At 60.8% G+C, this 18,822-nt stretch carries 20 protein-coding genes; 11 read left to right on the forward strand and 9 right to left on the reverse strand.

The features are described from left to right. Positions 1-8: 8 nt before the first annotated feature. The 5 genes from AADH44_RS00915 to AADH44_RS00935 form a co-directional block, all read right to left on the reverse strand. Positions 9-938 (reverse strand): hypothetical protein, encoded by a 930-nt coding sequence (locus tag AADH44_RS00915; RefSeq protein ID WP_341953516.1) that lies wholly within the window; start codon positions 936-938, stop codon positions 9-11. Continuing rightward, positions 938-1,906 carry an electron transfer flavoprotein subunit alpha/FixB family protein gene (locus tag AADH44_RS00920; RefSeq protein ID WP_341953517.1) on the reverse strand — a complete coding sequence of 323 codons (969 nt, stop codon included), beginning with the start codon at positions 1,904-1,906 and terminating at the stop codon, positions 938-940. The genes AADH44_RS00915 and AADH44_RS00920 overlap by 1 nt, the downstream gene beginning before the upstream one ends. A gap of 10 nt (positions 1,907-1,916) precedes the next feature. Continuing rightward, positions 1,917-2,696 carry an electron transfer flavoprotein subunit beta/FixA family protein gene (locus AADH44_RS00925; protein WP_341953518.1) on the reverse strand — a complete coding sequence of 260 codons (780 nt, stop codon included), beginning with the start codon at positions 2,694-2,696 and terminating at the stop codon, positions 1,917-1,919. Between the two features lie 58 nt (positions 2,697-2,754). After that, positions 2,755-4,521, reverse strand: a complete 1,767-nt coding sequence (locus tag AADH44_RS00930) for an acyl-CoA dehydrogenase C-terminal domain-containing protein (protein ID WP_341953520.1) — start codon at positions 4,519-4,521, stop codon at positions 2,755-2,757. Positions 4,522-4,661: 140 nt separating this feature from the next. After that, positions 4,662-4,874: a CrcB family protein gene (locus AADH44_RS00935; RefSeq protein WP_341953521.1), complete on the reverse strand. Its 213-nt coding sequence runs from the start codon at positions 4,872-4,874 to the stop codon at positions 4,662-4,664. A gap of 474 nt (positions 4,875-5,348) precedes the next feature. Between AADH44_RS00935 and AADH44_RS00940 the strand changes: the two genes are divergently transcribed. Both AADH44_RS00940 and AADH44_RS00945 read left to right on the forward strand, forming a co-directional pair. After that, complete coding sequence (locus AADH44_RS00940; protein ID WP_341955022.1) at positions 5,349-6,707, forward strand: potassium transporter TrkG; 1,359 nt, start codon at positions 5,349-5,351, stop codon at positions 6,705-6,707. Further along, the gene (locus AADH44_RS00945; protein WP_341953522.1) at positions 6,700-7,398 is read left to right on the forward strand and encodes a TrkA family potassium uptake protein; all 699 of its coding nucleotides are present in this window, start codon (positions 6,700-6,702) and stop codon (positions 7,396-7,398) included. Before AADH44_RS00940 ends, AADH44_RS00945 begins: the two co-directional genes overlap by 8 nt. Here the strand turns inward: AADH44_RS00945 and AADH44_RS00950 are convergent. Then, positions 7,395-8,039 carry an alpha/beta hydrolase gene (locus AADH44_RS00950; RefSeq protein ID WP_341953523.1) on the reverse strand — a complete coding sequence of 215 codons (645 nt, stop codon included), beginning with the start codon at positions 8,037-8,039 and terminating at the stop codon, positions 7,395-7,397. The two genes, AADH44_RS00945 and AADH44_RS00950, sit on opposite strands and share 4 nt — an antisense overlap. Positions 8,040-8,124: 85 nt before the next feature. On the opposite strand from AADH44_RS00950, the gene AADH44_RS00955 reads away from it, so the two are divergent. Genes AADH44_RS00955 through AADH44_RS00965 form a run of 3 tightly spaced genes read left to right on the forward strand, consistent with a single transcriptional unit; the run spans position 8,125 to position 11,563 of the window. After that, entirely contained in the window at positions 8,125-9,792 is a 1,668-nt protein-coding gene (locus AADH44_RS00955) for a circularly permuted type 2 ATP-grasp protein (RefSeq protein ID WP_341953524.1), read from the forward strand. Continuing rightward, on the forward strand, positions 9,786-10,718 hold the full coding sequence (locus tag AADH44_RS00960) for an alpha-E domain-containing protein (protein ID WP_341953525.1): 933 nt from the start codon (positions 9,786-9,788) through the stop codon (positions 10,716-10,718). The genes AADH44_RS00955 and AADH44_RS00960 overlap by 7 nt, the downstream gene beginning before the upstream one ends. Then, positions 10,715-11,563: a transglutaminase family protein gene (locus AADH44_RS00965; protein ID WP_341953527.1), complete on the forward strand. Its 849-nt coding sequence runs from the start codon at positions 10,715-10,717 to the stop codon at positions 11,561-11,563. Before AADH44_RS00960 ends, AADH44_RS00965 begins: the two co-directional genes overlap by 4 nt. Here the strand turns inward: AADH44_RS00965 and AADH44_RS00970 are convergent. Further along, the gene (locus tag AADH44_RS00970; RefSeq protein ID WP_341953528.1) at positions 11,560-12,897 is read right to left on the reverse strand and encodes an MFS transporter; all 1,338 of its coding nucleotides are present in this window, start codon (positions 12,895-12,897) and stop codon (positions 11,560-11,562) included. The genes AADH44_RS00965 and AADH44_RS00970 overlap by 4 nt on opposite strands. Then, the gene (locus tag AADH44_RS00975; RefSeq protein WP_341953530.1) at positions 12,894-13,310 is read right to left on the reverse strand and encodes a MarR family transcriptional regulator; all 417 of its coding nucleotides are present in this window, start codon (positions 13,308-13,310) and stop codon (positions 12,894-12,896) included. Before AADH44_RS00975 ends, AADH44_RS00970 begins: the two co-directional genes overlap by 4 nt. Before the next feature lie 80 nt (positions 13,311-13,390). Between AADH44_RS00975 and AADH44_RS00980 the strand changes: the two genes are divergently transcribed. Genes AADH44_RS00980 through AADH44_RS01000 form a run of 5 tightly spaced genes read left to right on the forward strand, consistent with a single transcriptional unit; the run spans position 13,391 to position 17,620 of the window. After that, on the forward strand, positions 13,391-14,287 hold the full coding sequence (locus AADH44_RS00980; RefSeq protein WP_341953532.1) for an alpha/beta fold hydrolase: 897 nt from the start codon (positions 13,391-13,393) through the stop codon (positions 14,285-14,287). Then, entirely contained in the window at positions 14,287-14,748 is a 462-nt protein-coding gene (locus AADH44_RS00985; protein WP_341953533.1) for an HIT family protein, read from the forward strand. Before AADH44_RS00980 ends, AADH44_RS00985 begins: the two co-directional genes overlap by 1 nt. Positions 14,749-14,781: 33 nt before the next feature. After that, entirely contained in the window at positions 14,782-15,831 is a 1,050-nt protein-coding gene (locus tag AADH44_RS00990; RefSeq protein ID WP_341953535.1) for a biotin/lipoate A/B protein ligase family protein, read from the forward strand. Then, positions 15,810-16,868, forward strand: a complete 1,059-nt coding sequence (locus AADH44_RS00995; RefSeq protein WP_341953536.1) for an iron ABC transporter permease — start codon at positions 15,810-15,812, stop codon at positions 16,866-16,868. The genes AADH44_RS00990 and AADH44_RS00995 overlap by 22 nt, the downstream gene beginning before the upstream one ends. After that, positions 16,865-17,620 carry a heme ABC transporter ATP-binding protein gene (locus AADH44_RS01000; RefSeq protein ID WP_341953538.1) on the forward strand — a complete coding sequence of 252 codons (756 nt, stop codon included), beginning with the start codon at positions 16,865-16,867 and terminating at the stop codon, positions 17,618-17,620. Before AADH44_RS00995 ends, AADH44_RS01000 begins: the two co-directional genes overlap by 4 nt. Positions 17,621-17,633: 13 nt before the next feature. Here AADH44_RS01000 and AADH44_RS01005 read toward each other — a convergent pair whose 3' ends face one another. Then, complete coding sequence (locus tag AADH44_RS01005; protein WP_341953540.1) at positions 17,634-17,918, reverse strand: GNAT family N-acetyltransferase; 285 nt, start codon at positions 17,916-17,918, stop codon at positions 17,634-17,636. Positions 17,919-17,994: 76 nt separating this feature from the next. On the opposite strand from AADH44_RS01005, the gene AADH44_RS01010 reads away from it, so the two are divergent. Further along, on the forward strand, positions 17,995-18,813 hold the full coding sequence (locus AADH44_RS01010; protein ID WP_341953542.1) for a M15 family metallopeptidase: 819 nt from the start codon (positions 17,995-17,997) through the stop codon (positions 18,811-18,813). Positions 18,814-18,822 lie beyond the last annotated feature (9 nt).

Raw genomic sequence — 18,822 nt, forward strand, 5'->3', positions numbered from 1 at the left:
ACAGCGGTTCAGCGACCCACTTTGCCCGTGAGGGCTGCGATCGGCCTGAGGAATAGCGGCCGGGCGAGCAGCCAGGCCGCAGCCAGGACCACCAAGGAGGCGGCGAAGATCCAGAAACCCACCCAGTTCAGCTCGTCGTTAGCTGCATACATATGGTTGAGGTTCTTCAGCGCCCCAGTGGCCAGCACCAGCGCGACGTGCACGATGGTGAATGCGACGAAATAGAGCATGACGGGGAAGTGCACCGCCCGCGCCCACTCGATCGGGTACGCCTTGTTCAGCCTGGTCGCGTCTGCGGGCCAGGCTGCGCTCATGCGCAGTCCCGTGATGATCGCGAGCGGTGCCGCAATGAAGACGGTGACAAAGTACGCAAGCAGCTGCAGCGCGTTGTAGTTGACCCACCCCGACTCAACCGGCCAGTTCAGCGACACGTATTGCAGGGCTGCCGAGAGGGCGTTCGGGATCACGTCCCAACTGGTCGGAACGATGCGCATCCACTGACCGCTCGCGAACAGCAGAACGATGAAGAGGATGCCGTTCAGAACCCAGAGAGCATCGACGCTGAGGTGCAACCACAGATCGAGACTGATCCTCTTCGGACTACGCTTCGTGCGAAGCAGACCGGTGTTGTTCCTCGTCCAGTATGTGCTGGGCCTGGTGTTGGTGCGCACTTGCCAGCTGCTCTTCACGATCAGCAGCAGAAAGAAGATGTTCAGGAAGTGCTGCCAACCAAGCCAGGCCGGGAAACCCACCGGCGCGGACTCGGGCAAGGGCTGCTTTCCCGGATAGTCGGTCATGAACTGCTGAATACCGGCGAGCCCCGTCAGCCACCGGGCGAACAATACGACCACCAGTAGTAACACGACGATCAGCGGCACGAGCCAGACCAACTTGAGCCAGGGGCTTCGCGCCGTCGTGGTCTGAGATGAGGCCGCCATTATGCTGAGCGCGACTTGATGGCATCGACCAGCTGCGGCACGACGGTGAACACGTCGCCAACGATGCCGAAGTCGGCCACATCGAAGATCGGTGCGTCCGCATCCTTGTTCACTGCCACAATGGTCTTCGCCGTCTGCATACCGGCGCGGTGCTGGATGGCACCCGAGATGCCCAAAGCGATATACAGGTCGGGGGAGACGCTGACACCGGTCTGCCCTACTTGGGTGGTCTGGGGCGAGTAGCCGGCATCGACGGCGGCTCGGGATGCACCGACGGCAGCACCGAGGGCATCCGCCAACTCCTCGACCATGGCGAAGTTCTCTTTAGACCCGAAGCCGCGGCCGCCCGAGACGACCTTCTTGGCGCCGAGCAGTTCTGGTCGTTCGGAAACCTCGGATGCCTCGTTATAGGAATCGACAACACCGGCCTTTGTTGCGTCAACAGTGACCGTCTCGGACGTGACCTGGGCGGATACCGCAGGGGCGCTTTCGTCGATCGCGCCCGGGCGTACGGTGATCACCGGCATCCCGGTGGTTGCCGAGTCGACGAGATAGTTTCCGCCAAAGACGGAACCGCTCGCAATGATCCGACCAGCTTCGGCTCGCACGTTCACGGCATCGACCAGCACAGCACTACCGGTGCGCACCGCCAACCGCGCTGCGGCCTCGCGCCCATCGAAGGAATGAGAGAGAAGAACGGCGACTGGGTTGAGCGCCGTGAGAGCCGCGGCAAGCGCCTCCACCTGAGGCGCGACTAGGGCACTGTCGGCGTGCTCGGACTGCGCCTGGTAGACCTGGGCCGCACCGAGAGCACCGAGCCGGGCAATCACGTCATCCGCCAAGGGCTCGCGGGTGGCTACGACCGCGACGGGGTCGCCGAGCCGAGCAGCCAATGCCAGTAGCCCGCGCGCGGAGTCAGCCACGTGGCCGTGGGGGGAAATCTCTGCGAGTACCAGAATGTGAGACACGGGTGTTCTCCTAGATCAATCGGTTGGTGGCCAGAAACTCGACCAGGGCTGCGGCGGCAGTGCCGTCATCTTCGATCTTGGTGCCGGCCGCACGCTCCGGGCGCTCCGCCGTTGAGAGGACCTCTGTGCGATCGAAACCGGATGTCTCGGCGGCGTCTAGCCTCAGATCGGCGCGCGTCACCGTTTCGACCGGCTTTCGCTTCGCCGTCATGATGCCCTTGAAGTTGGGGAATCGGGCGTAGTCGAAACGCTCGGTCACGGTCATGATCGCGGGAAGCGCGGCGTGCACATTTACGGTGCCGTCGTTTCCCTGACGCTCGCCGGAGATGTTGGTCTCCGTGATCTCGACGTTCGCCAAGAATCCCAGCAGCGGCACACCGAGCCGTTCGGCAAGCATCGCCGGAATGATGCCACCGTTGCCGTCGGTGGACTCGTTACCAGCGATGACGAGATCAAACTTGGTGCGCTCAAGGGCACGGGCAATTGTGAGGGAGGTGAGCAGAGCATCCGCGCCCGCCAGAGAATCATCGACAACGTGCACGCCGGAATCTGCCCCCATGGCTAGGGCTTTACGGATCGACTTGATCGCATTCTCGGGGCCCATACTGAGCACGACAACCTCGGTATCTTTGTGGTCGTCCTTGTAGCGTAGTGCCACCTCAAGAGCACGTTCGTTGATCTCATCAACGATTGGCTCACCCGCATCGCGGTCGAGCCACCCCGTTTCCAGATCAAGTTTTCGCACATCAGCGGTATCGGGCACCTGTTTCACCAGCACGACGATTCTCATGAAACTACTCCTTCGAACACGCTTGGGTTCCTCCTAGTTATTTGCACACTCGAATCGATCAGAGCGTGGCGTTGTCTAACGCGAACAGGTCGTCGGCTCCGGCGGTCGCTGAGCCGAGCAGCCCGGAGCACTGGGGCAGTATTTGTTCGGCGAAGAAGCGGGCGAGCACGAGCTGGGTTTCCGCTACCTCGGCGTCATCAATCGTTTGTGCGGCAAGCGCTGCGCGGGCGAGCAGCCAGGCCCCGGTGCACAGTCCCCACATGCGCAGGTAGGGGGTAGAGCCTGCGAGAACGGCGTTCGGGTCAGCGCGGCCGGTACGTAGCATCCACATCGTTGACTTCTCAAGAGCGTCAAACTGAGTGGTGAGTTCTGCCCGAATAGAGGCGAACTTGTCTCCGGCGTCCGCCAGTTGCGCATCGATCTCGCGCATGCTGGCGAGAAACTCCATCACCGATGCACCATCGCGCACCCCCAGCTTTCGGCCGACAAGGTCGGCCGCCTGGATGCCATTGGTGCCCTCGTAGATGGCTGCGATCCGCACATCACGCACATGTTGAGACATGCCGGTCTCTTCGATGTATCCCATGCCACCATGGATTTGCAGGGCGAGAGACGTAAGTTCATTGCCGAGGTCGGTGCCAAATGATTTGCAGATCGGGGTGAGCAGGCCCACGATCTCATCCGCACGCTTACGTACCGCGGCATCCGGTTCATTCATGCTGTGATCGACGTAGCTGGCGTTCAGCAGCATCAGGGAGCGAAGGGCAGCGATGGATGCTTTCTGGGTCATCAGCATGCGGCGCACATCGGGGAAGTCGATGATGGCGGAATCCTCAGTGGCTCCAATTGCCCGGCCCTGACGGCGCTCTTTGGCGTAGGTGAGTGACTGCTGGTAGGCGAGTTCTGCCACGGCGAGACCCTGCGTGCCCACCGACAACCGAGCGCTGTTCATCATGACGAACATGATGCGCATGCCCAGGTTTTCTTCGCCGATCAGGTAACCGGTGGCGTCTTCGTAGGACAGCACGCAGGTGGGAGCACCGTGGATGCCCATCTTGTGCTCGATCGACACCGTGTGCACCGGGTTACGTTCGCCGAGCGATCCGTCGTCATTAACGAGGAATTTCGGCACGATGAAGCACGAGATGCCGCGGGTCCCTGCCGGAGCACCCGGGGTTCGTGCGAGAACCAGGTGCACGATTTGCTCAGAGAGGTCGTGATCACCGAACGTGATGTAGATCTTCTGGCCAGAGATAGCGTAGGTGCCGTCGTCTTGGGGGATGGCACGGGTGGTTAGTGCACCGACATCCGAACCGGCCTGCGGCTCCGTGAGGTTCATAGTGCCGGCCCACTCGCCAGTGACCATCTTCGGCAGGTAGCGCTGCTTGAGCTCGTCGTCGCCATAGTGGAGCAGCGCTTCGATAGCACCCTGAGTGAGTAGCGGGCAGAGAGAGAAGCCCAAGTTCGACGACATCATCATCTCTTGGATGATCAAACCGACGGTGCGGGGGAACCCACCACCACCGAACTCCTCTGGCAACGGCACCGAACCCCAGCCGGCTTCCACGTACTGCTGGTACGCCGCCTTGAACCCGGTCGGGGTGACAACGGAACCATCCGGTTGCCACTGAGCTCCCTCGATGTCGCCAGCACGGTTCGTTGGGGCAACGACCTTGGACATGAAATTGCCGCACTCTTCCAAGATTCCCACGACCGTGTCGAGATCGGCGTGTTCGAAACCGGGCAGCGCAGCAATCTCCGGGTATCCCACTACGTGCTCGAGGAGAAAGGCGATGTCTTTGACAGGCGGCTGATATGTGCTCATGCGCGCCATGGTATCTCTCGTTCACGAATAGTCGAAGGTGCAATGGCTAGCCCCGAGTTTTATGCAGGCTTCCTACAAAATTGTCTCTCGTGTGGGCACAACTAACGGATGTTCCCTCAGCGTCGAAAAATCCCCCCGCGTCACAGAGACCTGCCGAGCCACAGTCCACACGCGGCCATAATGACTGCCAACGCGAGCATCCCGAACGAGTTCGCGATAGCCAGCCAGATTCGATGCTCGTGCAACAGCCGCAGCGTTTGAAAGCTGGTCGTGCTGAATGCGGTGAACCCGCCGACCATTCCGACTCCGGCGTACAGCCCTAGCTCTTCGGGCAGGATGTGCGCTGCGGCCAACCGTTCGTGTTGGCGCAAAATTCGGTACCAATTCTTCGAAGTGAAGATGCCCCACCAGACGGCAGCCGCACCACGCGCATCCGTACTGTGGCCCCCAGTCCACCGCCGAGCGCGGCGAGTGCGAGATGACGGGGTCGGATACGAATCATGACGGGCATGCCGACAACGGTGCGGGCTACCTCGATGTCGCTGTTCATCGGGAGTCGGGGGCGGATGCGGCGCCGCCAACTGGGAAAATACCACGGCCGGCGAGTCGGGCGCCGATCGTCTGCAGCTGCTGTCAGCGGCGGATTCTTCGGGGCATGTGGCACAACGAGTTCTCCAGAATTCTGGTGTGGTTGGGCACAACTTTATCGAACGATCGTTCCCGCAGATGAATGCGCCCTCGACGATGGCTCTGCCCTTGTCACGGGGAGCGACTCTGCTTCCGCAGTTGGTGTCATGCGTGCCCTAAAACAGGCGTATCGTATCCCGGTGCACAATATCCTCCGCGGGACGGGTACTAAGAGAAAGCTGGTTCATCCGGCACAACTCACCCTTCTCGGGTTTTTGATCGGTATCGCGGCAGGAACAACCCTCCTCGCGTTGCCCATGTCACGCACCGGTCCCGGTGCCGCCAGTCCGGTTGAGGCGTTCTTCACCGCGGTTTCGGCGATGTGCGTGACCGGGCACATCATCGTCGACACTCCCACCTATTGGACCGGCTTCGGCCAAGTCGTGATCATGGTGCTCATCCAGGTGGGTGGTTTCGGTGTGATGACCTTCGCGTCAATTATCGGAATCGCTGTTGTGCGCCGTCTTTCGCTGCGCTCTCGCATCACAGCCGCCGCGGAAACGAAGAACGTCGGCTTCGGTGATGTTCGTTCGCTCATTCTTGGAGTGCTCAAGATCTCCCTCGTTATCGAGGGGGCTGGTGCGCTCATCCTTTTCCTCTGGTTTGTGTTTCACTATGGCAAGGGCGTCGGCGAAGCTGCGTGGCTGGCGGTCTTTCACGCCGTGTCGTCATTCAACAACGCAGGCTTTGCGCTCTTTAGCGACAACATGATGTCGTTCGTCGATGACCCGGTGGTTTCGCTCACTCTGTGTGCAGAAATCATCCTGGGTGGCCTCGGCTTCCCCGTTATTGTGCAACTGCTGCGCTACCGCAACAAACGCCTCAAATGGAGCATGAATACCCGCATCGTGGTGGCCGCAACCCCACTGCTGCTGATTGCCGGCGCCGTCTACATCACCCTCATCGAGTGGAACAACCCCGCAACCCTTGGCCCCCTGGACTGGCAAACCAAGATCCTCGCCGGCTTCTTCCAATCAGTGCAGACCCGCACCGCCGGCTTCAACAGCATCGACATCGGTGCGATGAGCGAAGCAACCCAGTTCGGGATGACCGCCCTCATGTTCATCGGTGGTGGCCCAGCAGGCACTGCCGGTGGCATCAAGATCACGACCTTCGCGGTGCTGTTCTTTATCCTCGTCGCAGAGGTGCGCGGTGACGGCGTTGTGAACGTCTTCGGCAAGCGACTGTCGCGTGCGGTGCACCGCCAAGCAATCGCCGTCGTCTTGCTGTCTGTTGGCGTTGTTGCGGCATCCACTGTCACGATCATGCTGATTTCAGGGTTGCCGTTGAGCCCGGTGCTGTTTGAGACGGTATCGGCATTCGGTACCGTCGGACTCTCGGAAGGCATCACGCCTGAACTACCGATCGCAGCACAACTGATTCTTGCGATACTCATGTTTGTCGGCCGACTTGGCCCTATCGGTTTTGCTACCGCGCTTGCGCTGCGTGAGCGCGCTGTCATGTATGAACTTCCTAAAGAAAGGCCGATCATTGGTTAAGTTGCGTATGTTCTCCGGCTCGGATGCCTCAAGCGTGGCTGCCGCAGATTCGGTTGCGGTAATCGGTCTTGGCCGTTTCGGTCGCGCTCTCGCGCTGGAACTCATGGCCAACGGCACCGAGGTGCTCGGTATCGACGTCGATGAATCGATCGTGCAAGAACTCAACGGTCAGCTCACCCACGTCGTGTCGGCAGATTCCACCCGCGAGGAGGTGCTGCAGCAGTTGGCGGTGCCCGAGTTTGACCGCGTAGTGGTGGCGATCGGCAGTGACATTCAGGCGAGCATCCTCACCACCTCCTTGCTCTTGCGGTTCAACGTGGCGCACGTGTGGGCGAAGGCCGTCAGTGATGCGCACGGCACGATTCTGGAACAGCTCGGGGTGAGCCATGTGATCTACCCCGAAAAGGAGATGGGCCGCCGCGTTGCCCACCTCGTGCGGGGATCAATGCAGGACTACCTTGAAATCGGCGATGGCTTCTCGCTCGTGAAGATGGCACCGCCCGCAGGGATCGTCGGTCACACGCTTGGCGAGTCCAAGGTGCGATCCACTGCCGGGGTAACCATCACTGCCGTTCGCCCGCATGGCGGAACCTGGACCTACACTGACGAAAAGACTGTGATCTCGGCCGATGACACCATCTTGGTCTCCGGTCCGACCGGCAAAGCAGAAGCGTTCAGCCTTCGACGCTAGCGCAGCGAGCTCAACCAGATCTCGCACAGCGACTGCCATGCCTCGGCGGCAGTTCCTTCAGCAAGACCCAGGCCGTGCTCGCCGTCAGCAAACACGTGCAGTTCGTGACGCACTCCGGCCGCCGCCAGGGCCGCGGCGAGGGGGTACGAGTGCTCGCCAACAGGGACCGCTTCATCAGCCGCGGTGTGCCAGATGAACATCGGCGGCGTGGCAGGGCTGACCAACAGCTCAAGCGACGTGTCTTCACGGAGGAAAGCGTTGGCATCCAAACCGATCAAATTCTCGCGCGACCCTGCGTGGGTGGGGCTGGTCATGCTGACAACGGGGTATCCCAGCACCACAAAATCGGGGCGTTCTTCGGGTGTTGCAATCGGCGCAACTGCGGCGTGGCCGGCCAAGTGACCGCCGGCAGAAAAGCCCAAAACACCCACGATTGGGGCGCCAGCGGCACGCTCTTTCGCAATTTCAGACTGAATTGCCAGCAAAGGAGTCGGATGTTTCGCGGCGACGGGGTATTCCACGACGCGAGAATTCCACCCGAGAGCACGCAACCAGTCAGCAACCGGCTTGCCTTCGTGGGGTGCGAGTCGCGAGTACCCTCCGCCGGGGAGAACAAGAATTGTGGGGAGGGTGTTAGGCATTATTTAACTGTAAATTGTGTGCGGCGATCTGCCGTAATCGACCCACTGTCATGCACAAATTGCCTGAGCGGCATAGGCTCTGGGAATGGCAGATTTGTTTGACGGATACACATCAAGCGCCTCCAAACGCACCGGACCAGCGGCGTGGGATGAGATGTTCTCTGCTGATAGCGAGATACGTCGCCCCTATCGGGAGATCCACGACGCTCTCGCTCAGATGACTCAAGAAGAGTTGCGTGGGCGCACCGAAGCGCTGGCAGATAGCTACCTCGCTCAGGGCGTCACCTTCGACTTTGCGGGCGAAGAGCGGCCGTTCCCTCTAGACCCGGTACCGCGCGTTATCGATCTCTCCGAATGGAAACAGGTTGAGAGTGGAGTCAAGCAGCGAGTGCGCGCGCTCGAAGCTTTTCTTGCCGACATTTATGGGCCGCAAACCGCTATCAGAGATGGTGTAATCCCTGCACGGATGATCACCTCATCCAGCCACTTCCATCGTCAGGCTGCCGGAATCGAGCCGGCAAATGGTGTTCGGATTCAGGTCAGCGGCATTGACCTGATTCGTGACGAGGTCGGCGCGTGGCGGGTGCTCGAAGACAACGTTCGCGTGCCAAGCGGTGTGAGCTATGTGATCTCAAACCGTCGCGTGATGGCTCAAACGCTGCCCGAACTGTTTGTCTCGATGCGCGTTCGCCCCGTTGGTGACTACCCGCATAAACTCCTGCAGGCGCTGCGGGCAAGCTCGCCGAGCGGCATCGAGGACCCCACCGTGGTTGTTCTCACACCGGGTGTCTACAACTCTGCATACTTCGAGCACACACTGCTTGCCCGCCTCATGGGCGTTGAGCTTGTTGAAGGCCGAGACCTGTTCTGTTCCGGTGGCCGCGTGTGGATGCGCACCACCGCTGGCCCCACCCGCGTTGACGTGATCTACCGCCGCGTTGACGACGAATTCCTTGACCCGCTGCAGTTCCGTGCCGATTCCATGCTGGGCAGCCCCGGCATGATGCTTGCCGCACGACTCGGAAACGTGACGATCGCCAATGCCGTCGGAAACGGTGTCGCCGACGACAAACTCGTGTACACCTACCTGCCCGATCTCACCGAGTACTACCTCGGCGAGAAGGCGATTCTCCCTAACGTGCAAACGTGGAGACTTGAAGACCCGGGATCCCTCGAAGAAGTGCTCGACCGACTGGATGAGCTGGTCGTGAAACCGGTCGACGGTTCCGGCGGTAAGGGTCTCGTTATCGGGCCTGCGGCATCCAAGGACGAATTGGCAACGCTGAAGGAACAGTTGCGCAAAGACCCGCGTGGCTGGATCGCGCAGCCCGTCGTTCAACTGTCAACAATTCCGACGGTGGTCGATGACGGCATGCGTCCACGTCACGCCGACCTTCGCCCGTTCGCTGTCAACGACGGCAGCGACGTGTGGGTATTGCCCGGTGGGCTCACCCGTGTCGCGTTGCCAGAGGGCCAACTTGTCGTCAACAGTTCCCAGGGTGGTGGCTCGAAAGACACCTGGGTTGTGGGCCGCGAGGAATCTCCGCCGACATCGGCTCGGGTGCAAAACCTTGTTGAGTATCAGTCTGAAACGGAAGCAATTACCGTCATCACTCCCGAGATGTTGCTTGAAGCGAGCGCGCACGAAGATCACGCTGAAGACCACGACAGCACTCGGGCGCTCAGTCAGCGACAACGTCAAGAAGAACAGCAACAGCAGAGTGTCGACATCGAGGGAGGGCAATCATGCTGAGCCGCATCGCAGAATCGCTGTTCTGGATCGGGCGCTACATTGAGCGCGCTGACGGAACCGCACGCATCCTCGACGTGCACCTGCAGTTGTTGCTGGAAGACCCGTGGATCGAAGAAGACGACGCCTGCCGCGCACTCTTGAGTGTGATGGGAAGCGAAGCGCCAAAAGATGCTGTGCTTACCCGCAGCGACGTGCTCTCGATTCTCGCGGTTGACCGCACCGAACCAGCCTCGATCGGCTACTCGATCGGCGCTGCCCGCGAGAACGCTCGCCGTGCTCGTGAGATTGTCTCTACCGAACTGTGGGAGTGCCTCAACACCACACTGGCCAGGATGCCCCGTCGCATTTCTGGAGACAAAGTTGCCGACTTTTTTGCTTGGGTTCGCGAGCGCAGCGCTCTTGCCGTTGGCATCATCGAGTCGGCGACAAGTCGCGATGAGGCGTGGCAGTTCTTTACGCTCGGTCGCAGTCTTGAGCGTGCAGATATGACTGCGCGCCTTCTGGCTACTCGCAGCCTCACTGAAGCGAGTGGCCCATCGTGGACCACGATCTTGCGGTCCTGTGGCGCCTACGAGCCGTACCTCCGCACCTACCGTGGTATGCCGAGCGCCAGCAACGCCGCAGAATTTTTGCTGCTTGACCGTCTGTTCCCACGCAGCATTCTGTTCTCGGTGTCTCGGGCAGAGGATTCGATCCGCGAGCTTGAGCCCCGCCGCATGAACCGTGTGGGTGTTGCCGATGACGCGCAACGACTGCTGGGCAAGATTCGAAGTGAACTCGAATACCGGCCCATTGCTGAAATTCTGGATGATTTGCCGCTGCACATGGATCGCGTTCAGGCAGCGACGAGTGCGGCATCCGAAGCGGTGCGCCACCGTTACTTCCCCACAAATGCCGCCCCCGAGTGGGTAGGAGAGATTTCATGAAGCGCTTGAGAATCAAGCATGCCACCGGCTTTAGCTACGGTGGAGACGTCACAGCCTCCTATAACGAGGCTCGGATGCTGCCGGCCAGCGTCGAGGGTCAGCTTGTGCTGTTTTCGAATCTGGAGATTTTGCCGCTCTCGAGTCAGAGCAACTACGTCGACTATTGGGGTTCGCGAGTCGCCTCATTTGAGGTTCTTACCGGGCACAAGGAGCTTTCGCTGACGGCGACAAGCTTGGTTGAGGTGCACGAGCGTGAGCACGAATCGGAGTGCATGAGTTGGGCGGATCTCACAGCGGCGGCAGAGTTGTCGATGCAGGCGGTAGAGAATTTGAGCCAGACCCGCCGAACTGAGCCCCCGGCGGAGGTTGTCGCGCTTGCGAAAGATATCGCTTCGAAGTCGGATGATGCCTGCGAGAGTGCACTTCAGATTTCGATAGCCATTGGTAACGCCATTGAGTACATGAGTGGCGTTACTGGGGTGCACTCCACTGCCGCAGAAGCGTGGGCTGGTGGCAAGGGAGTCTGTCAGGACATCGCACATCTGGCGCTGGGTGCCCTGCGCTCGGCAGGCATCCCGGCACGATACGTTTCCGGATATTTGCACCCGAAGCCGGATGCCGCGATTGGCGAAACCGTTGTCGGCGAGTCCCATGCGTGGATCGAATGGTTTTGCGGTGGGCACTGGCGCGGGTACGACCCGACGAACCTGATCGACATTGGTGACCGGCACGTTTTGGTTGGTCGCGGTCGCGACTATAACGACGTTCCGCCGCTGCGTGGTGTCTACGCTGGGCCGTTCGGCTCCAAGCTGTTCGTGAGTGTGGAGATTACACGCGAGGCTTAGCTAATGCGCCGGGTGGTGCTTTCCACAATCGCGATCTCTTGGGTTGCGAGTTCGCGCTCTTCATCGGGCGTTGGCTCGGGTGGGAACCTCAACCGCAAACGGAAGCGACGTTCTGGTACCCGACCGATGCGCATCCCGCGACTGTAAACGAGCCACGTGATCGCGATCGCTGCGGCAAGCACGCCGGACAGCGCTCCGATGCCCAGGGCCCAGCGCGCACCGAGTTCGTTAGCTGCCCAGCCGACGATGGGTGCGCCAATAGGGGTACCGCCAGCGAAGATTGCCAGATAGAGCGCCATGACGCGACCGCGCATGATCGGTGTTGTCGAGGTCTGCACGTAGGCGTTGGCGGTCGTCATCATGGTGAGCGAAGACACGCCGACGATCGTGAGGGCGGCGCCAAAGGTCCAATAGCTGGGGGCGAGGGCGGCGAGGAGGCACGCCATCCCGAAGAAGGCGGAACCGATCACGACGACACCGATCCGCGCACGCTCACGTCGAGCCGCAAGCAGCGAGCCGACGATCGCGCCGACGGCCATCATCGAGGAGAGCAGCCCGAATTCGGCGGCGCCTTTGCCGAATTCAGCCGTTGCCATCGTTGAGATGAAGACGGGGAAGTTGAACCCGAAGGTTCCGACGAGAAACACCATCACGAGCACGATCAGGATGTCTGGCCGGTTGCGAACGTAGCGCAGCCCATCCCGAATCTGACCCTTCGCTCGCCCCAGTTTGGCAACGGGAAAGAGTTGAGAACGTCGAATGAACCAGAGGGAGGCGAGCACTCCAGCGAAGGATGCCGCATTGACGAGAAACACCGGACCCGAGCCGATCAGGGCCACGAGAACCCCGGCGATTGCCGGGCCGATGAGTCGGGCACTCTGAAACGACATCGAGTTGAGCGCGACCGCGTTGGGAAGATCTTTGTCGCTGACGAGTTCAGAGACGAACGCCTGTCGCGCTGGCGCATCGATCGCGGTCGCAATTCCGAGCAGGAGAGCGAAAACGTAGACGTGCCAGAGCTGCGCGTAGCCCGAGATTACGAGAATGCCCAGGCCAAGTGCGAGCACGAACTGGCTGAACTGGGTCCACAGCAGAACGATGCGCCGGTCAAAACGATCGGCGATGATCCCCGCGACGGGCATGAGAATGAGCAGTGGGCCGAATTGCAGCGCCATGGTGAACCCGAGAGCTGCCGCATCGTGGTCGGTTAGTTCGGTAAGTACGATCCAGTCTTGGGCGGTGCGCTGCATCCACGCACCGGTGTTGGAGATGATCGCGCCGATAGTCCAGAGCCGGTAGTTGAAGATGCGCAGTGAACGAAACATTGCGTTCACGAATTGGCCAGCTTCATCAGTACAGGGATCGCGGCTAGGAGGGCATCTTGCTCGCTGGGGTCGAGCGTGGAGAGTTCAGCGGCAAACCACTCTGCTCGACGCTGCCGGGTTTTGTTCACGAGCTCAGAACCGGCATCCGTCGCTTCGATGAGCACTTTGCGGCCGTCATTGGGCGAGCTCGAGCGCGTGATGAGTCCTTCGTCGCTCAGGCAGTTAACGGTTCGATTCATTGAGGGTGGGGTGACGTGCTCGTGTTCGGCGAGGGCGGCGAGGGTACTGCCGCCGTGATGAGTGAGAACGTAGAGCACCGAGAGTTGGCTATCGCTAAGGGTGTCATCGTGGCGCTGTTGGCGGATGCGGCGAGCGATTCGCATGAGTGCGATTCTGAGTTCGTCGTCGTGTTTGTCTGGCACTTTCATTAGTCTAGCAAATTAGTTTGGCTAACTAAAAAGCGTGCCCCACCGCCGTACTATGGAAGCAGCAAGGAGGCCCAATGCCCAAGTTCACGGTGCCACGAACTGACCACTCCTACACGGATGCCCAGGGAGTGAAGATTTACTATTACGTCTGGGAGTCGCCCAAAGCTCACGCGGTACTCCAGCTCACGCACGGACTCGGCGATCACGCTCGCCGCTATGAGCACGTCGCACAGGCCCTCGTCGCGGCCGGCTACACCGTTTACGCCGACGACCACCGTGGCCACGGCGCAACAGGTCTCGAACAGAACGACGGCGATGCCAGCAAACTGGGCAAGCTCGGCAAGGGCGGACTGCGAGCCGCAACCGAGAACATCCGCGAACTCAGCAGCATTATTCGCGCCGAACATCCCGACCTTCCTGTAGCTCTGCTCGGCCACTCGTGGGGCTCGCTCATGGTGCAAGACGTGCTCAACAAGCACGCCGACGAATACGAAGCGGCGATCCTCACCGGCACAGCCCATCGCACGTTTGCCCACATGAACAGCGGCGACCTCAACGCCAAGCACAAGAACCTCGGAACGACCGGCTATGAGTGGCTGAGCCGTGACCCCCAAGTCGCAGAAGACTTCGTCAACGACCCGCTCACCTTCTACGCCGATGCCCTCAAGCTGTTAGGCCCTATCGATGGCATGCGCCTGCTCGGCCGTCCCACCAAACACATCAAGCGTGACATCCCGCTGCTGATCCTGATCGGCGAAGAGGATTCGCTCGGCGGAGAATCGAGCATTGAATGGCTCGCAGCCGACTATGCCACGCGGTCCAAACTCACCGACATTGAAGCAATCGTCTACCCGGGTGCCCGTCACGAGATTTTCAACGAGACCAACAAAGACGAAGTGATTACTGACCTGATCATGTGGCTCGATGTGCGCCTCAAGCCTGCACCGCACACAGCAACGCCGCATAAATAATGGTGTCGATTTTCACCGAGATTCTGAACGGTCGCTCGCCTGGTCGCTTTGTGTGGGCGGATGACCGGGTCTTCGCCATTCTCACTATCGAGCCGCGCAAGCCGGGCCATGTGCTCGTGATTCCGCGCATCGAGGTTGATCGGTGGAGCGACCTCGACGAAGAACTTGCACTGCACATTTTTCGTGTGGGGCGTCTCATCGGGTTGGCCCAGCGCGCAGAATGGAGCGCAGACCGGGTTGGCCTGATGTTTGAGGGCTACCGGGTGCCGCACGCGCACCTGCACGTGTGGCCATCATGGACGGTGTACGAATACAGTCACACCGGCATCAACCGCACTCCGGGAACTGCAGCACTCGATGAGGCGTTTGTGCGGTTGCGCAACCGAATGATCGAGCACGGGCATGGCGAGTGGGTTCCTGGGCTCGACTGGTCAATACCATCGGCGGATGCTGCACATTAGGCTTGATTCAGCACAACTAGACAGGGGTGAGTGATGCACGGCGAATTCAAAGTGCCCGGCGGAAAACTCGTAGTGGTTGATCTCGACGTTGTTGACGACACGATCACCGATTTCCGGCTCGCTGGCGACTTCTTTCTTGAGCCGGATGAGGCGCTTGGTGCCATCGATTCCGCCATCAATGGTCTCCCCGCTAACTCAGACGCCAAGACCATCACGACCGCGATTCAGCAGGCGCTGCCCGAAGGCACCGTAATGCTCGGCTTTTCTGCGGAATCTGTCGCCACGGCCATCCGTCGTGCCCTGCAGCGTGCCACGACCTGGAAAGACTATGACTGGCAGATTGTGACGGGCCCGCAGCTGGAGCCGCGCGTGCAAATGGCGATGGATCAGGTGCTGGCCGAAGAGGTTGCTTCCGGCCGCCGCAAGCCAACTTTGCGCATTTGGGAGTGGGAGAAGCCCGCCGTCGTCATCGGCAGTTTTCAGTCGCTGAGCAACGAAGTCGACCTCGAAAATGCCACAAAGTTTGGCTTTGATGTTGTGCGTCGCATTTCGGGCGGCGGCGCCATGTTCATGGAGGCCGGCACGGTCATCACGTATTCGATTTATGCCCCCGTCGAGCTTGTCCACGGCATGACATTTGCTGACTCGTATGCCTTCCTCGATGAGTGGGTCATTATTGCGCTGAAGTCGCTCGGCATCGACGCGAGCTATCAGCCGCTCAATGACATCACAAGCCCCACCGGCAAGATCGGTGGAGCCGCCCAGAAGCGACTCGGTGCTGGTGCTGTGCTGCACCATGTGACCATGAGCTACGACATGGATGGCGAAAAGATGGTGCAGGTGTTGCGCATCGGTCGCGAAAAGATGAGCGACAAGGGAACCAAGTCGGCAGCGAAACGCGTTGATCCTTTGCGCCGCCAGACCGGAATGGATCGCTCCGAAATCTTGGACCGCATGGTCGCCACTTTCCATAGGCTCTACGGCCTCACCGAGAGCGAAATCACGAGCGACGAACTCGCTCGCGCTGAAGAGCTCGTCGCCGAAAAATTCGGCACCGAAGAGTGGTTGCAGCGCGTTCCGTGAACCACACCCTTCGCGGCCTCACCCTCACGCTCACCCTTGCCGCACTCCTGCTGGGCGGCATTGTGGCATCGGCCGTGCTCGGGCAACTGCCAGTGAGCCCGGCAGAGGTCGGCGGCTCGCTACTGCGGGCAATCGGCATCCCCAACGGGTGGGCCCCGACGGACTCGATCGTGGAATCCACGCTGTGGGTTGTGCGCTTTCCCCGCATAGCGATGGCCCTGATGGTGGGCGCTGCACTCGCCGTTGCCGGTGCCGTGATGCAAGCCATTTTTGGGAACCCGCTGGCCGAACCTGGTGTCGTTGGGGTGTCATCCGGTGCCGCGTTTGGTGCAGCGGTTGCCATCGTTATCGGCGTCGCCGCGCTTGGTGATGGGGCCATTGCGGTCTTCGCCTTTGTTGGCGGTCTGCTCGCGACCCTGCTCGTGTACTTTGTTTCCCGCGCTAACGGGCGCACCGAGGTCGTGACTCTGTTGCTGACAGGAATTGCGGTCAACGCCTTCGCCGGTGCTGGTCTGGCATTCTTGTTGTTTGTTGCCGACTCCGGCAGCCGCGAACAGATTGTGTTCTGGCAGTTGGGGTCGCTCAATGGGTCACGGTGGAGCGAAGTGCTCATCGTCGCTCTAGTGACGGCCATCGGCATCGTCGCCGCCGTCGTGCTTGCCCGGCCGTTTGATCTGCTTTCGCTGGGGGAGCGTAACGCCCGTCACCTTGGCGTCAATGTAGAGCGCCTCCGTATCGTCTCGATCGTGATCGTCGCCCTGCTCACAGGGGTCGCGGTGGCTTTCGTGGGAATCATCGCGTTTGTCGGTCTCGTTGTTCCGCATGCCGTTCGGATGGCCATTGGCCCAGCCCATCGGCAACTGATTGTCGCCAGCGCCGGCGGCGGCGGCGTGCTGCTTGTGCTCTCTGATCTGCTTGCCCGTTCAGTAGTGCCGGGCGGTGACCTGCCGATCGGTCTGCTCACCTCTCTTGTAGGTGGCCCCTTCTTCTTCTACCTCCTGTTCCGTCAACGCAAACGCAGCGGAGGCTGGGCATGATCCGTGCACGCAACGTCGGCGTTCGACTCGACTCCCGCGCCATCCTCGACGGGGTGAGCCTCGACGTGCAGCGCGGCGAAGTTCTTGCGCTCGTCGGGCCCAACGGTGCCGGAAAGTCGACACTGCTCTCGGTCTTGAGCGGTGACCGCGTGCCAGACAGCGGCACCGTGACTATTGATGGTCGGGATGTTGGCGGCATCCGCCATGCTGAACTCGCCAGGCTGCGGGCCGTGCTCACGCAGGAGAACAGCGTGAGTTTTCCCTTCCGAGTCTCGGAAGTTGTTGCCATGGGGCGCAGTCCGTGGGCGCGCTCTGCGGAGAGTCGCGATGATGTGGCCGTCGTGAACGCGGCCCTCGCAGCCACGGATGTTGCCCATCTGGGTGCGCGTCGCTACACAACGCTGTCCGGTGGCGAAAAAGCGCGAGTCTCGCTGGCGCGCGTGCTCGCCCAGCACACCCCCGTTGTGTTCCTTGATGAGCCCACCGCCGCCCTTGATCTGCGCCATCAAGAGGATGTGATGAGGGTTGCGAAAGCTATGGCGGCAGAAGACAGAGCAGTCGTCGTGGTGCTTCACGACCTCAGTTTGGCCGGAGCGTACTCCGACCGGCTCGCCCTCATCGCACACGGCAAGCTTGACGCAATTGGTACACCGAGCCAGGTACTCACGGTCGAGCGGGTAGAACGCGTGTATGGCCTACCGGTCGACCTGCACGACGTTGCCGGGCATCCGGTGGTCGTGCCTCGACGCTAGGGGCAACCAGCGTTTAGCGGCTGAGGAGGTCGCGGTATTCGGGGTTGTCAGTGATGAAGCGCTCGATGAACTCGCACTGGGGGACAACCCGGGCTTCGCTTTCGGCACGCAACAGGTTGAGCGCGCCCCGGGCGAGTTCGCCACCACGGCCCTGGCCCCGGAACTTGGGGTCAACCTCGGTGTGCACGAAGATGATCGTGTCGTCACGGAGCTGGTAGTCGGCAATGCCCGCTTGAACACCATCAACAAGCAACTCATAGCGGTTCATTGTGGGATCGTGGATTACTTCGCTGGCCATGGTTCAAGCCTACTCTCGGTGTCAACGTGCGACGGTTGGCTGCCAGTGCGTCGCATCATGCGAATAGTATCGAAGCGTGTCTGATCCTCATCCCCCCGTTTCTAGCGGATCGAGCCGCCGAGTGCTCATCATCGCTAGTGCGATAGTGGCAGTAGTGGCGATTGCTGCCGTGGTGAGCTTTATCGCGCTCACTCCAGCGCCCGCTCCGGTCGCCACCGCAAGCCCCTCGCCGAGTGCGACGCCTACGCCTACGCCGACACCCACGCCAACGCCGACGCCCACCCCCACGTTCGACAAAGCGAAGTTCTCGAACGATGACGCGAGCAGCCTCTGGGTTGTTGCCGACAAGCTGCGCCCCCTCAACCCCATCGATTACGAACCCACCCTCGTGTTTGTTGATGTGCCATACGTCTACGAGCCCTACCTGACTCCGGATGCCGCTGCCGCCGTTGTCGAAATGTTTGCGGCGTTTAACGCCGAAACGGGGTTGCAAATGCAGTCCCAGAGTTCCTATCGCAGCTACTGGTCTCAAGAGAGCGTGTATGCGGGGTGGGTGTCGAGTCTCGGGCAGGAGGCAGCGGATCTCACGAGTGCGCGTCCTGGCCACAGCGAGCACCAGACGGGCCTCTCGATTGATGTGAGCGCGTTGCCGGCGAATTGCACCCTTGATCAGTGCTTCGGGGACACCCCTCAGGGGCAGTGGTTGGCGGCGAACGGCTGGAAGTATGGTTTCACGGTGCGCTATCCGCTCGGCAAAACCGACATAACCGGTTACGAGTATGAGCCGTGGCATATGCGGTTTGTGGGCAAGGAGCTCGCTGCCGAATTGCACAGCACGGGCATCCAAACCCTCGAAGAGTTCTTTGGGCTACCTGCCGCACCGACCTACGGGTAGTCGCAGGCA

It is taken from the genome of Salinibacterium sp. TMP30, from assembly GCF_038397785.1.
Classification (GTDB): Bacteria; Actinomycetota; Actinomycetes; order Actinomycetales; family Microbacteriaceae; genus Rhodoglobus.